The sequence below is a fragment of the Candidatus Uhrbacteria bacterium CG10_big_fil_rev_8_21_14_0_10_50_16 genome (assembly GCA_002774875.1).
GTDB lineage: Bacteria > Patescibacteriota > Patescibacteriia > UBA9934 > UBA11717 > UBA11717.
The window spans coordinates 1-14,840 of sequence record PCYM01000010.1; the positions used below are offsets into that span (position 1 = coordinate 1).

General features: G+C 48.0%; 12 protein-coding genes and 2 tRNA genes. 3 read left to right on the forward strand and 11 right to left on the reverse strand.

The window, feature by feature from the left end; translation table 11 throughout:
• Positions 1-68: 68 nt before the first annotated feature.
• Positions 69-145, reverse strand: a tRNA-Arg gene (locus COV06_04080).
• Positions 146-252: 107 nt separating this feature from the next.
• On the opposite strand from COV06_04080, the gene COV06_04085 reads away from it, so the two are divergent.
• A complete protein-coding gene (locus tag COV06_04085) occupies positions 253-1,824 on the forward strand; it encodes a hypothetical protein (protein PIR47241.1) in 1,572 nt (523 codons plus the stop codon).
• Between the two features lie 41 nt (positions 1,825-1,865).
• On the opposite strand, the gene COV06_04090 is transcribed toward COV06_04085, so the two are convergent.
• A complete protein-coding gene (locus COV06_04090; GenBank protein ID PIR47242.1) occupies positions 1,866-3,488 on the reverse strand; it encodes a CTP synthetase in 1,623 nt (540 codons plus the stop codon).
• A gap of 107 nt (positions 3,489-3,595) precedes the next feature.
• Between COV06_04090 and COV06_04095 the strand changes: the two genes are divergently transcribed.
• Both COV06_04095 and COV06_04100 read left to right on the forward strand, forming a co-directional pair.
• Positions 3,596-5,161 carry a hypothetical protein gene (locus COV06_04095; protein ID PIR47243.1) on the forward strand — a complete coding sequence of 522 codons (1,566 nt, stop codon included), beginning with the start codon at positions 3,596-3,598 and terminating at the stop codon, positions 5,159-5,161.
• A gap of 102 nt (positions 5,162-5,263) precedes the next feature.
• Positions 5,264-5,845, forward strand: coding sequence for a superoxide dismutase [Fe] (locus tag COV06_04100; protein PIR47244.1), 582 nt, complete (start codon positions 5,264-5,266; stop codon positions 5,843-5,845).
• 97 nt (positions 5,846-5,942) lie between these two features.
• Here the strand turns inward: COV06_04100 and COV06_04105 are convergent, their stop codons facing one another.
• The 9 genes from COV06_04105 to COV06_04145 all read right to left on the reverse strand — a co-directional run bounded on the left by COV06_04105 (position 5,943) and on the right by COV06_04145 (position 14,776).
• Positions 5,943-7,043, reverse strand: coding sequence for a hypothetical protein (locus COV06_04105; GenBank protein PIR47245.1), 1,101 nt, complete (start codon positions 7,041-7,043; stop codon positions 5,943-5,945).
• A 1-nt stretch (position 7,044) separates the two neighbouring features.
• Positions 7,045-7,920 (reverse strand): hypothetical protein, encoded by an 876-nt coding sequence (locus COV06_04110; GenBank protein ID PIR47246.1) that lies wholly within the window; start codon positions 7,918-7,920, stop codon positions 7,045-7,047.
• Positions 7,856-8,605: an ABC transporter ATP-binding protein gene (locus tag COV06_04115; GenBank protein ID PIR47247.1), complete on the reverse strand. Its 750-nt coding sequence runs from the start codon at positions 8,603-8,605 to the stop codon at positions 7,856-7,858. The genes COV06_04110 and COV06_04115 overlap by 65 nt, the downstream gene beginning before the upstream one ends.
• The gene (locus COV06_04120; protein PIR47248.1) at positions 8,577-9,518 is read right to left on the reverse strand and encodes a hypothetical protein; all 942 of its coding nucleotides are present in this window, start codon (positions 9,516-9,518) and stop codon (positions 8,577-8,579) included. The genes COV06_04115 and COV06_04120 overlap by 29 nt, the downstream gene beginning before the upstream one ends.
• Positions 9,519-9,722: 204 nt before the next feature.
• Positions 9,723-11,642: a ribonuclease J gene (locus COV06_04125; GenBank protein PIR47249.1), complete on the reverse strand. Its 1,920-nt coding sequence runs from the start codon at positions 11,640-11,642 to the stop codon at positions 9,723-9,725.
• 162 nt (positions 11,643-11,804) lie between these two features.
• Positions 11,805-11,890 (reverse strand) — tRNA-Leu (locus tag COV06_04130).
• A 15-nt stretch (positions 11,891-11,905) separates the two neighbouring features.
• The gene (locus tag COV06_04135) at positions 11,906-13,690 is read right to left on the reverse strand and encodes a hypothetical protein (protein ID PIR47250.1); all 1,785 of its coding nucleotides are present in this window, start codon (positions 13,688-13,690) and stop codon (positions 11,906-11,908) included.
• Between the two features lie 4 nt (positions 13,691-13,694).
• Entirely contained in the window at positions 13,695-13,913 is a 219-nt protein-coding gene (gene secG, locus COV06_04140) for a preprotein translocase subunit SecG (protein PIR47325.1), read from the reverse strand.
• Positions 13,914-13,972: 59 nt separating this feature from the next.
• Positions 13,973-14,776, reverse strand: coding sequence for a hypothetical protein (locus COV06_04145; GenBank protein ID PIR47251.1), 804 nt, complete (start codon positions 14,774-14,776; stop codon positions 13,973-13,975).
• Positions 14,777-14,840 lie beyond the last annotated feature (64 nt).

The following is a 14,840-nucleotide window of genomic DNA, read 5'->3' on the forward strand; positions in this document are numbered from 1 at the left end:
CTCCGGCCGTTCTCATCTGTCACAAACGCCTCAATGGCATTTGTTCGCTTCCTAGGACAAAATCATTCTGGTGCAGGATGAGGGATTCGAACCCCCGGCCTTCTGGTCCGAAGCCAGACGCTCTATCCAGCTGAGCTAATCCTGCATTTTTGGAGCGCCGCCACTATAGCAGGCACAGGGGGCTAGGTCAAGGTTATGCACATGAACCGTCTATTGGTCTTTGCTATACTCGCTCTATAAGATCAAAAGACTATGAAACATCAACACTCACTTACGCTCTTACCACTTGCGGCCCTTACCGTGCTTGCCTGGTTTGCCTTGTCCGTTTCTACGGCTCAGGCAGCGGCGATTGCGGGTGACAATATTAAATGTGAAGCATTTCCATCGGTGTATTTTTTGGGAGAAGACGGTGCACGACACGCGTACCCAAATGAGAAGATCTACTTTTCGCACTATGCGGATTTTGAAGGAGTAAAAACTGTTTCTTGTGCGACATTGGCTACGTTACCATTGGGGTCCAGCGTGCAATACGATGCAGGTAAACGACTTATTAAGGCACCGAGTGTTCCTGTCGTCTATGCGGTGACACCGGCTGGCGTTTTGCGCCCGCTCAAAAATGAGGAGCAGGCACGGGAAATTTATGGAGACGACTGGGCAAAGAAAGTCGATGATATTAGCGAAGTCTTTTTGTCACAGTACACGGTGGGGGCGGAACATCCAGAACACGAGCTTGTTGAGGGAACTGTTCTTGTGGGTGCGGATGGGAAGTTGCTACGTGCTGACGCGAGTGGATTCGCGGTGGAAGTTGAGGATTTAGTGGATGTGGTTGAGAAGGAAATGATGAAGAAGGATGCGCTGGATGTAACAGCGCTCGAGGCACGTCTTGGCAAAACAATTCTCAAAATTTCCGTGAGTGCACGATCGGCGGATCAGGTTGTCGAGTACCGACTCAAGTACAAGGTTGTACCCGTCGGCGATGAAGACAAGGAGACTGTAGAGGTTGATGAAGCAACGGAAGCAGAGAAGGAAGCGGATCATGCAGAGTTGGATCAAACCAGTACATCGGATAACGTGGCGGGTTCTGAACAAAAGAAAGAAGATTCTGCAGGCACAAAAGATGAAGGTACACAGGGGCACGCAGATGACACAACGGTAAATTCTAAAGATGACACCACAACAAAGGAAGACGGTGGCGTACATGAGGACGCGGCGGGAACAGGTGGTGCGGTTGGAGATACGGCTGGTGACGATTCCTCACAGGGAATGGAGGAACGTTCTGTAACACCGCTCACGCTTACTGCAAGCCTTCTGTCTACGAGTCCGTCGGGTCCTGCAGGTGGTCCACCGGGACCTATGGAAGTATTAGATTTCTCTTTATTGGCAAACGGTACCGGCGCTGGCATGAAACAGATCTCTTTTACGGTTATTACGACCGACACGGCGTCAACAAAATGGAATTACTGCGGCGACGGCGCTTCTGCTCTTTTTGCAGATCCTGCAAGGTTTGCTCTCTATAGTGGACTTACCGGTTATCAATACGACACGGCAATTTCCTGGACGTTCTATGACGTGACGGGCGCACCGTGTGGAGTAAATCCGGTACAACTCGGATTTGCTGTGGCTCAGGTATCGGGCTTATTTGCAATGAACGGAGACACATACGCACTTGGCGTAGACACAAGTGGTATCAGTGCCGTACAGGACGACACGATCCGTGTTGACATAGCGGTTCAACCCGATTTTATCTGGTTTGACGGCGTACAAGATCAAAATGGAACAAGTGTTTTGGGATTACCTCTTACGGGGGGCACAATCATCTATTAATAAAAAAGGCCCTTCGGGGTCTTTTTTATTAAAGGAGATGTTTATTTTTCTATCGCTGCCTGCACAAACGCTTTAAACAATGGATGCGGACGCAACGGGCGAGATTGAAATTCGGGATGAAACTGGACGCCTACAAAGAATGGATGATCCGTAAGCTCGATGATCTCCACTAGCTGACCGTCGGGAGACTCACCAGAGACAATCAGCCCAGCTCCCTCAAGTTGTTCGCGGTAGTCATTGTTATATTCGTAGCGATGTCGGTGACGTTCCTGAATCTGCTTTGCCCCGTAAGCTTTAGCGGTGATTGTTTTTGGCGTGAGATTACATGGGTAGGTTCCAAGACGCAGTGTTCCGCCAAGTGTTCCTTGATTCACGTTTTTGTGTTGATTCTCCATGAGGTGGATCACGGGATTGCTCGCATGTGGGTTCATCTCAACCGTGTTCGCCTCCGCAATTCCCAAAACATTGCGCGCGTATTCAATCACCGCGCATTGCATCCCATAGCAAATACCAAAGTAGGGGATCTTATGTTCACGTGCGTATTGAATTGCCAAAATCTTTCCTTCAATCCCACGTGTGCCAAATCCACCAGGGATAAGGATTCCATCGAGTTCCTTGAGTTCGTTAAGCTTTGATGGGTCGGTTTCGTAATCCTCCGAGTTAAGCCAAGAGATGACCGGTTTGCGGCCGAGCGCCCAAGATGCGTGCTTGATTGCCTCGAGCACGGACAAATACACATCAGGCAATACAAAATCACCCGTTGCAAAATATTTGCCAATCACTCCAATAGAGACGGTTTCCGTGGCGTGTTCGATGGTCTCGGCGAGTTCCCTCCACTCCTTGAGGTGTGACTTTGACACCTTCATCCCAAAGGATTTGAGTACGCTGTCTCCAAACCCTTGCTCGTCAAAGAGTTGAGGAATTTTATAGATTGACGAGACGTTGGCGGCGGCAATGATGTGATTGGCAGGTACACCACAGAATTGTGCAAGTTTTTCGCGACGCGGTAAATCGATCGTTTCCTCAGACCGACACACAAGAAAGTCTGGTGTGACGCCCGTACGACCGGCCTCGCGCACGGCGTGCTGTGTAGGTTTTGTCTTCATCTCACCGATGGATGGGGGGACGGGGAGGTAACTGACAAGAATCGTGCGAACAGAATTGAAATCGCGAGATTTCATCATGCGCAGCGCCTCCAAAAACAAAATATTTTCATACTCGCCAACCGTGCCACCGATTTCGATTAATACAAAATCTACGTTTTTTGTTTTTGCAACGTAATCAATACGTCGAATAACTTCCTCGGGAACATGCGGCACTACCTGCACACACTTACCCCCGTATTCCATGTTTCGCTCACGATTAATCACAGACTGATACACACGCCCTGTTGTCATGTAGTTTTCGCGCGTAATATCCTCATCCAAAAAACGCTCGTAATTCCCCATGTCCTGGTCTGTTTCATCGCCATCGATGGTGACGAACACCTCGCCGTGCTCTATTGGGTTCATGGTACCCGCATCTACGTTTACGTAGGGATCGATTTTCATCGCCGTGACGCTAAATCCTTTTGACTTTAAAACACGTCCTAGACTCGCTGTTGAGGCGCCTTTTCCTACTCCGGACATCACACCTCCAATAACAAAGATGAATTTTGTTGGCATAAATAAGTTTTAGATAGTATAGCAAAGATACATGTGGATATCTTCTGGGGTTTTATTGGAAAATAAGGGTATAATGATGACTATAAATTTGTCTCTTTATTTTATCTATGTCTCTACACAAATTAAGTCTTTATTTAGGGCTCCCCGTGTTCGCGCTTGTCGCGGTCATGTCGTTTGGCGTTCAATCGGCTGCGGCTGTGCCTGCTACTTATTACTTCGTTGGAACGGGTGATACATTTTCTACAGCCGGAAGCTGGCACTCAGCAGACAAAGCTTGTGACGACCTCGGCGACGGTTCCGTTCCGGGTGTAGAGGATACTGTAATTTTTAAAACGTGTGCGACGAGTGTTACAATCCCGGGCGCAACAGCTCTTACTACACTAACACTGGATACTGGTTATACTGGTACCGTTACGGCGGGTGCGGCTCTTGATTTGAGCGCAGACTTAAACATCGCAAGCGGCGCGACATTCGATCTTAATGGCGTCTCAATGACAATTGGGGGTGACTTTACCAATGCGGGTGGAACCTTCACCCATAACAATGGAACAGTCACACTAGATGGAACAACACAGGCGGTGGCTGGTGGTACGTTCTACAATCTCACCAAAAGTGTATCCTCTGCTGACACCCTTTCATTTAAGCAGGGTGGCACGAATACGATTACGAATGCCCTTACGCTCACGGGAGCAAGTGGTGCTCTTTTGACGGTGAACTCACAAGTATCTGGAACGGCAACAACTCTTGATGCTTCTTCGGCAACAAAAACGGTGAGCTTCTTGAGTGTAAAAGATGTTACATCCTCTGGTGGAACCATTAACTGTACAACAGGATGTATTAACATCGGTAATAATGCTGGTTGGATTTTTAACGCGAGCGATACGGGAACAACGGGACCTACGTCTGTTTCAACGGCTTCCGTGTCTTATCCTGGTGCAGGCGCACACCTCATGGGTGGATCTGTTGTAACGATTAGCTACAGCGCAGGAGCTCAGGATCTGGATTCCATCTTGCTCTCTATTTCTATAGATGGTGGAAAGAGCTTTACCGTGATTGAAAGCGGATTGGAGAACACCGGATCGTATGAATGGACCGTGCCAAATACAGATGCGTTGCGAACGATCGTTCGTGTATCAGGTATCGACGCAAATGGATATGAATTGATTAGCAACGATTCTCCCGTGTTTGTTCTCGAGGCGACGACGGCTGTCGTTGAGGAGCCTGTAGATCAGCCTGTCGATGAAACTCCATCTTCCTTTGATGGTGTGGATATGGTTAAGACCGATGGTCAGTCTGTTCGCTTGGTTGCGGGCGGTCTTTTCCGAGGACAGACTCTCTCTGGTGTCTATATGGTAAACGCAGATGGAACACGATCCGTGTTTCCTACAGAGAAGGTGTTTGCATCCTACGGATACAGCTTTGATGACGTTGTTACGGTGAACGACGACCAGTTGAGTGCATTGGCACTTGGTGCACGCGTTACAATGGCATCTGGCGAGCTTGTGAAGATTCAGTCCGATAACCGTGTTTTCCAGGTTGGTGAGGGTGGTGTGCTTCATCATGTTGCAAGCGAAGCTGCTGCCTTGAGCGCCTTCGGAGCAAACTGGGCTTCATTGATAACAGACATCAATGTCGTTTTCTGGGGTGATTACACCGTTGGAAGCGACCTGTAAAATTCGAAAAAAGAGACAAGCAAAACGGTCCGGATTTCCGGATCGTTTTGTTTTTGAAAATGCGGTAAACTAGAACCATCATTGATCAAACCCTAATAGATTATGGCCTTCCAACTACTAGAACTTCCCTTTGACTCCAGCGCCTTTGCCGACTTTACCTCTGCAAATACGTTCTCGTTTCATCATGGAAAACATCACGCAGGGTACGTTAACAAGCTCAACGCGGCTATTGAGGGGTCGGCGTATGAAGGGATGCCACTTAATGAGGTGATTCGTACGTCACGTGAATCATCTGACCTTGCTGTATTTAATAATGCTGCGCAGCATGCAAACCACTGCTTCTTTTGGAACTGTCTGTCCGCGGAGGTGCAAGTGTTGTCTGGTGAAATCAAGGAGATGATCGATCGCGATTTTGAATCTGTTGAGATATTTACAAAGCAATTTTCGGACGCTGCAATGAAGCTCTTTGGTTCAGGTTGGGTGTGGCTCGTAAAGACAGAGGATGAGACACTTGAAATTCGTTCCTATAAGGATGCAGAAACACCTATCGCATCAGACGCAACGCCATTGTTGACGCTTGATGTTTGGGAGCATGCGTATTACCTCGATTATCAAAACAATCGTGCAGGATTTATTGAAGGGTTCTGGAATCATGTGAATTGGGAGTTTGTTGCAAGGCAGTAATGTGGTAATCCTGTGCTAAGAGGACGTTGAGTTTGATGACGGTTTAATAAGTTGTTTGATGGATCGGCTTTTTGATTAAAATGTTTGTTTGCAATGGCTACTGGGGTAAGAGACTTCCTGTACGCTCAATTTTTGTTGCAAGTTTGTGCCAATGTTTTGCTGATCGCTGTGGATCTTCACATAGATCCTGTTTTGCACAATCACTCTGTAACGTGAGCTGGCGAACGACATCTGAGATAAGGGCTTGATCAATTTCTGACAGTGCGTGCTGTGCGATGCTGGAGTCGGGTAAGAAAGGGCGCAAGCGATTGTATTGCGTATACACATGCAGTAGGTGATCCTTGAGTTGATCAATATGTGAGGGGATCCCGAGGAGTTTGTCTGATTGATGCGCGGCATGACCTTTAAACGAAGTTGATGAGGTGAGAGAGGTGTGCAATTGGAAATGCGTTTTTCTCAGATCATAAAGTGCTTCTAGAAACAACATGAACGGTTGATTGCTCATCTGGTGGGGCTCTGTACGATCTAACATATGTTGGTGAAGTACGAGATGACTCCAAGCACAGACCTCGTTGTACAGCTGTTGTGACCAAAGACGCTGTTCTAGGTTTGAGTGATTGTTATGATCGAATGCGCCTGTGCGTTGCACGCTGTCAGAACGGATAAATGAAAAAATGCTGCGAATCGAATCGGACGGAAGAGGAGAAAGGATAGACAGAACCGAGGTAAGGTGGCTTTGACGCAGGGAGAGTTGGTCGCCAAAAAGGTGTATCGCCATTTGTGCATTAATGCTGGTCTGCGATTCGGACCGATATCCGCAATAATTCACGATCTGGTTTATGAGCGCCGGTGCGTGTAATTGAAGTGTTTGTGTGAAGGTATCGTCTGTCCAGATGCGCACGAGAGATCGATTGGCGGTAAATTGTCTATCAGATTGGATCGGCAACGTGAGAGGCTCCTGCTCCCATTCCTGAATAAATGCTGTAAGACAGGGTGGGAGAGAGTAGATGAAGTTATTTGGCTGATCCTGAGTAGACAGACGGCGAATGGGTGTCTGTGGAGAATCTGATGCAAAAGAGGGCGAACCGAGCGTCTCTGTAAGGTCTGGGAGCGTTGTGAGATGGATATACGACGCCTCTAAAACTGGACGAGGTGCTCGCCAGGTACTTGGTTGCACAGAATACCCGTTCACACGCATATTAGGTTTTGTGTAAAAGTCGTGTACCTATTGCGACGAGGAAGAAAACGCCGGCAGCTACGAGAATAATAGTCGCACCAGAGGGCGCGTTGATAAAGAAGGACAAAAGCAGACCGAGAACAACCACGATTGAGCTCATGATTGCGGATGAAAAAAAGAAGGATTTAAATGTTCCTGCAATGAGACTACCTGTGGCTGCGGGGATAATTAACAATGCCGAGATGAGTACGATGCCCAGGATTTTAACACCAAGAACCACGCTCACTGCAAGTGCGATGTATAGGAGAATCGTGTGCAGTTGTGTGTTGATTCCGGCGATCGTAGCACTATCGGGATCGAGTGTTGCATAGGTGAGATGTCGATGCCATCCAAGGAGCCACACCAAGATAATTGTGGCAAAAGAGCCGATCAGAACAATATCGGTAAGAGTAATGGTGAGGATGTTCCCAAAGAGAAAACTTACGAGTTCCGGTTGAAATCCTGGTGTTGCGGCAAGAAGCACGACCCCCAATGCCATGGAAGCCGTAAAAAGGATACCAATGATGGTGTCCGAGGAAAGTCGCGTGGACCTCTCCAATCCGTAGATAATTAACGCAACAATCACTGCATACGCCAGTGCAACAGGGAGGGGAGCGACGCCGGTCAAGACTCCGAGGGCAATTCCTGCAAGACTTGCGTGTGCGATCCCATCACCAAAAAACGCCATGTTGCGCATGAGAACAAAAATTCCCAGGGTGGCCAAGAGAATTGCGATCAAGACGCCCGCAATGAGGGCTCGTTGCATGAATGGAAAACTGAGAATCTCTAACATATTAAACGTGTTTGTGTGTATGCGACGCAGCGTAATCCTTCCCGTAGAGACGTGTGAGCGATTCATCGGTCAGTGCAACATGTGGCGGTCCGGAGCAGACGAGGGAAGTATTGAGACAAAGGACATGATTTACCGTAGTGGCAACCATATTTATTTCATGAGAAATCATAATGACCGTCATTCCGTGCTCTCTATTAAGCGTTGTAATCAATTCAAAAAGCGTTTGCTCGCCGGCGATGTCGATGCCCGTTGAAGGTTCATCCAGAAAGAGAAGATCTGGATGATGCATGATCGCGCGTGCAATAAGGACACGTTGCAATTGACCGCCAGAGAGCGTGGAGAGTTGTTTGCACGCGGATGTCACCGGATGAAGTCCAACTTCCTCAAGTGATTCTTTTATGCGATGGATAGGCGTACGCTTGTTCCGTGAGATCTCCAAAAACTCGCCAACCGTCATGGGTACACTTTTGTCCGGTTTGAATTGCTGCGGCACATATCCAATATTGCCGTAATGCGCCTGAACGGGTTGGTCAAATAGTTTAATAACTCCTTCCTGGTAGGGTTGTAATCCAAGAAGTGCACGCATAAGTGTCGTTTTTCCGGAGCCGTTTGGTCCGACAATTGCCACGAGGTCTCCTGGTTGAATCGTAAAACTAACATCCTTCAACACAGGCTGTTGATTGAAGGAAATGGTGAGATGCTCCACCGTTATGGCGTTTATCTCATGGGGTTTGTGTGAGTGTGTTGGCATTGTAGAGCATGAGTTTTGAGTATCCTTGGCGTCCTTCTACTCCACCAAGTGGATCGAGTGTTTGTATGCGGACGTTGAGGTCTTTAATGAATGACTGTAGAACGTTGTCGGACAATTGTGGCTCCTTGTAAAGCGTATCTATATTGTACACGTTTATGGCCTGCTGTAGAGCAGCTAGTTGCTGTGGTGAAGGTTCGCGGCCAGGCGAGGGCTCCACGGTCGCGCGAATAATAAATCCATATTCCTGGGCAAAATACGTAAAACTTTCGTGAAACGTTACCATGTCGTGCTGCGTGGCAGTGTCGGTCCGTGTACGGATATCTGCATCGAGTTGCGAGAGTTCTGCAAGGTAGAGATCTGCGTTTGATCGGTAAATCGCGCTGTTTAGAGGGTCTAGTGCGGAAAATTCCTCCACGAGCTGATTAACCATCGCACTCGCGTTTGGAACGCTCAACCAGTAATGCGGATCACAAGGTTGATCAGACTCGTCAGGTGCGTCGGAAGCGCGAATGGAAGGTGGCTCTTGACCGCATAAGAGCGAAACTTGCTTGTCGAGCGCAATAAAAGGGGCTCCAGAAATTGAGGCAACGCCGTCCGCCCACGAATCAAGCCCATGACCAATGCCAAAGATCGCCGAAATATTGGTGAGTTGAATCGCCTTTGCAGGCGTAAGGTCAAACGTGTGAGGGGAAGCACCGGGTGTGAGAATGAGCTGTACATCCACGAGATCCCCTCCGACGTACTGCGCAAAATCTGCTACGGGAGCAATCGTTGCGGCAACATGCAAACGACCTGTATCTGTTGGAGCTATACGCGCCGATAAAAACCCTGTCAAAATTAAGAAGAGGAGGGAGGAGAGGATGATAAGTAATAACGTGATGTTCTTCATATTCTTTCTGCGAATCATTTGCATTATAGCACATGAGGTTATTTCATGGGCTCTGCCTTTCAAAACACACGTGTTCTCGGGTTGCGAAAGATTAGATCAGATCAAGAGCAATGACGACGGGATGCTCAAAAACATCCTCAAAGGATTTATGTTTAACTATCTATGGTCGTGAGAAAATAACCCTAAACCAAAAACCCACGTGTGCGGGTTTTTGCAGAGGTACGTGTCTTACACGCGAATGACCACGGGTAAAATCATTGGACGTCGCTCTGTTTTCTTGAGAACAAATTGTCCAATCTGATTCCGAATACTTTCGCGAATGTAATCGTCATCGGCACCACCTGTAGTTGCCTTTTTCTGCAACGCGAGCTCGACGCCTTTCTTGATTCCCGTAATGAGCTCCTGATTATCCTTCATATGAACAAATCCACGTGAGATGACATCTGGTGATCCAACAAGGTTTCCCGTTTTTCCATCGACCTGCGTAACAATCACGATCATTCCGTCTGCGGCTAACTCGTTTCGGTCGCGCAGTACGACGTCGCTCACATCACCCACGCCAATACCATCCACAAACACATAGTCCGTTGGAGCTTTCTCTTTGCGTAAAAATCCTTGGTTTCCCTTAAACTCCATGATTTGTCCGTTGTCGCCAACGAACACATGCTCTTTGTCCCATCCAAGTGAATAGGCAATCTTGGCGTTTTCCTTGAGAAGGAAGTGGTTTCCCTCAATTGGAACGTAGTAGGCAGGCTTAAAGAGGGAGATCATGAGTTTGATGTCCTCCTGATGCCCATGTCCGCTTGCGTGCACATCCATCATTTTATAGCTGATGACGTCCGCACCTTGTCGATAAAGCGTGTCTGTAAGACGTTGAACGGATCCTTCGTTACCAGGCACAACGGAGGAGGAGAAGATAACAAGGTCACCCTCATGTAAACTCACAAATCGGTGTTCGCGATTGGCAATACGCATAAGCGCCGCGTTGGACTCACCTTGCGCGCCCGTACACATAATAATTACCTTGTTGTCCGGGTAACGATTAACCTGGTCTACTTTAATGATCGTGCTTGATTTACATTTGATGTACCCAAGCTCTCGTGCAATTTCCACGTTTGATTTCATGGAGAATCCGTCCACGGCTACGACGCGTCCGGTACGCTCGGCGATTTCGATCACCTGTCGTACGCGTGAGAGAAGGGAAGCAAACGTTCCAACGACAATGCGTCCTGGAGCCTTCTCGATGATATGCTCCAATTCTTCACCAACGACTTTTTCGGAAATGGTGTGACCGGGGGATTTTGCATTTGTAGAATCTCCCATCAACACATCAACGCCCTGGCTTCCAATGAGCGCCATACGTTGAAAGTCTGCAGGAGGTGTTCCCACGGGGTGAAAGTCAAACTTCCAGTCGCCCGTATGAATAAGACGCGTTGTTGGCGTCTCAACGAGGATACCAGCCGAATCAGGAATGTTGTGATTGATATGAAACAGAGAAACCTTGAACTTTCCAAGGGTCACGGAATCGTTCATCTTAAGATCCTGCATCTTGAGCGGAGCGGTTTTAAAATCCTCTTGTCGCTTGCGAATAATCGCGTTTGTAATTGGAAGGCCGTAGATAGGGGGGTTTCCAATTTTTGGAACGATATGAGGGATGCCACCGATGTGGTCGTAATGACCATGGGTAACAATCACGCCCTTTACGTGCTTTTCCTTTCCGCGAAGGTAGGAAATATTTGGAATGATGTAATCGATTCCAGGCATGTCTTCCTCGGGAAATTGTAAACCAAGGTCAATGAGAATAATGTCATTGCCGTATTCGAGAAGCGTACAGTTACGTCCTACTTCTTCAAGTCCTCCCAAAACCATCACACGCAATACGCCTTCGGCGGGTGGTTTGATGTCTTTTGGGTGCACAACAAATGTCTCGTTGGTACTTGAATGCATTTTTTTTGGCGCGCCTCGTTGTCCGCCTGAGCGAGCTGGAGGTCGTGCACTCTGTCCTCCGTGCCGAGCTGGAGGGCGATTTCCATGGTGTGGTCGATGTGCACTTTGAGGTGCTGACCGACGCACAGCAGGTGTTTGTCCCACGTCTGCCGTTTTAGGAACGGCAGGAGATGGACGGCGTGTTTGCCGCTTTTGTATCATAGGTATAACAGTTGTCTACACCAAAACGCATGTCTTGGTGTGAATTAGTAAGTGAATGTCGTGACGTCGTCACGGATCATTCCTCGTAGTTCGAGAGACTCGAACAACAGGGAATAATCCATCTGTAAATTTTGTGGTTTACCACGTCATTCGCGAACGACGTGGTGGGCAAGGGGAGATTCGAACTCCCACAAACTTGCGTTTACTACGCCCTGAACGTAGCGCGTCTACCATTCCGCCACTTGCCCGTACCGATCAATCAACTAAAATGCAAGAAAGGTAAACCGTTTCTTGGTCTTAATATACCAGGACTGCACACGACCAAAGCGATCCGATGGGACCACGATGGTTTCCAATTCAATACCATGAATCTTGTTGGCTGTCACGTAGGTATAGGTTGGCTGATAGAGGAAGATCGCTGGGATGACATCGTTCACCTGATCGGCGAAAGAGGCATAGGCCGTTCGTCGTTCGTCGATATCTGTCGTTGTTCGTGCGGCTTCAATAAATCCATCTGCGTCTCGATTTGCAAACTGAGACAAATTCAACCCTGGTGCTGCGATCTGTGAGCTATGCCAAAACGGATACGGATCGGGATCCCCGCCCATAAGAATTCCGGACAGAAGAATAGAGTAATCGCGGTTCTTTAAGGTGTTATCTCTAAAATCCGTTGGACTTTTTACCTCTACGTTTACCTCGACTTCAACCTCGCGCCACATGTCGGCTATTCGATTTGCAACACTCACGGTCTCTGGTTGATCAACTGTCGTGATAGTGAACGTAAGATTTTCTCCGTTCTTATCTGTACGAATAGTGTCACCTTCCTTTACGCTCCAGCCAAGATTATCGAGACTCGTACGTGCTACGGATTGGTCAAAAGGCGTTGGATTTCCATAAACGGTTGAATCGTTGTGATAGGAACTTAGAACAGGGGAGTGTGTGACTGCTGCTTGATTTTGTAAGATCTCTTTTACTAGAACATCCTTATTCACTGCAGATCCAAGAGCGAGACGCATATTCTTGTTGCTCACGTCGTCGTTCTTGAGGTTAAAGAAGAGCGCAGTAATTTGCGGCAAACTAGGTGTGACGACCTGGCCATTAAGCTTTGAAAGTTGGTCCTTGGGAGCAAAGGCGATTCCTTCCACGCGTTTGCTGTTGAGCGCCTCAATCGCGGCTGCAGTATCTGGGTAAAATTTAAAAGCGATTGTATCGATGTTTGGAACGCCCGCGTAATAACCGGTAAAGCGTTGCAATTGATAGCTCTTAATGACACCCAATTTATCTTTTTCCAGTTTGTCGAATTTATAGGGCCCACTTCCAATAGGAATGAGGTTACGTTCTGCAAGACGCATTGTGCCAGGGTCTAGCTCACCCCAATAATCGGCCGGTAAAATACCAACACCAAGCGTCGACAAAAAAGGCGCAAATGGTTCATCGAGTGTAAAGGAGACGGTGCGCTCATTCACTTGTTCAATAGAAACACCACGATACGTTCCGCTTAACGGGCTACCGTAGTTTGGGTTTTGGATGGTGTGAAATGTAAAGATAATGTCTCGTGGCGTAACGGACGTTCCGTCGTGCCACAGGGCGTCACTGCGCAGGGAAAACGTATAGACAAGTTCATCATCACTCACCGTATAGGACTCTGCGAGATCGGGGATGAGTCCTGCTTGCGGATCCCATTTCATGAGACCTGAGTACACAAAGCGCGCGATATCGGCATCGACATCGTTTGCGGGAGCGTAAATTGGGTTGATGAATTGCGGGGAACCAATAAGACCTTCCGTGTAACTTCCGCCATGTGCGGGAACAACTACGAGGTGTGTGTTATAACCCCACACAAAGAGAAATACAAAAGATAATACGGCGACAGCTACTGCGGTCCAAAATGTTGGACGTTCACGTTTGCTGATGAGTCGTGGAAGGTGGGCCAACTGGGCGAGAGTTGGGAAACGCGATCCCTTCTTGAGTGAGCGAAAGAATTGCTTTTGCTTTTCAGAATGACCAGAAGAAACCGGACCCGATTTTGGTGACCGGAACAGATTCATGTGTTTAGAAAACAATCACGCGAAGGAGTGAAAGACCAAAAAACAAGATTCCAAGGACAATTGTTGCATTATAGAGCACTTTTTCTGCACCGCGTTTTGTGGTGAAAACCGTGCTATCCCCTCCAAAACCTGCGCCTAATCCTGCTCCACGCTGCTGTAAGAGAACTGAGAGCATCAGGAGAACGGCGAGAACGATCTGTAGAACGTTTAAGGCTGTAGTCATATTCATACGTAGGGCAAGTCTGCCTTATTTGGGGTTTTTTGTCAACTTTTCTTCGTGCGTTATGACTGATTTACCGTGTGTGCCTCAATGAACCGATTGAGGAGCTGTAAAAAGACCGATTCAGGGATGGCTCCCTCAATGGGGGCGCCGTTAAGGAAAAACGTTGGCGTTCCACGGACACCAGCTTTGATTCCTGCCTGACGGTCTTCTTCGACCTCTGGGGAATAGCGGTGACTCTCGAGACACGTGTTAAAGAGGGTTGTATCGAGTCCAAGTTCCTGCGCATAGCGTTCAAGACTGTCCTGCGAGAGATCTGACTGGTTGATATAGACCTTGTCGTGATAATCAAAGAAGCGATTTTGTTCTTGTGCGCATTCTCCGGCCTCGGCAGCAAGATCCGCACCCGGGTGGAGGCTCACGATTGGAAAATCACGGTACACATAGCGCACAAGATTCGTGTGATTTGCAATCGCTCGTACAATATAACTTGCCTCTCGTGAGTAGGGGCACCCAAAATCGGCGAATTCTACTATGGTTAAGAGTGCTTTGTTTGCGGGTGCGCCAAGGTTGGGATCGTCTAAGGTGGCGAGGGTAAGTGCATCAACGGAGTCAATCCCAATCGGTGCCCCAAGTGAGGAATCCACGGTGAGTGATTGAACAAAACTCGTGGGAATATCAGCCGTGCCGCGCACGATGCCAACGTAAAAAAAGACGATGCGCCAGACAAAGATCAAAAAAACCACAAGCAACAGTCCACCTCCCACAAGTGCCGCCACGCTTCTTGGGCGTTGAGTGGGTTGTTGTACGACGGGTTCTTGAGCGTCGTTTAGAATGTTGTTTGGAACACCTCCTTCTAATCGCATAGTTCTTAGAGTATAGCAGATTTTGTATGAGTATGAAGGAGAATGTGCGTATTGAGCGCATAGA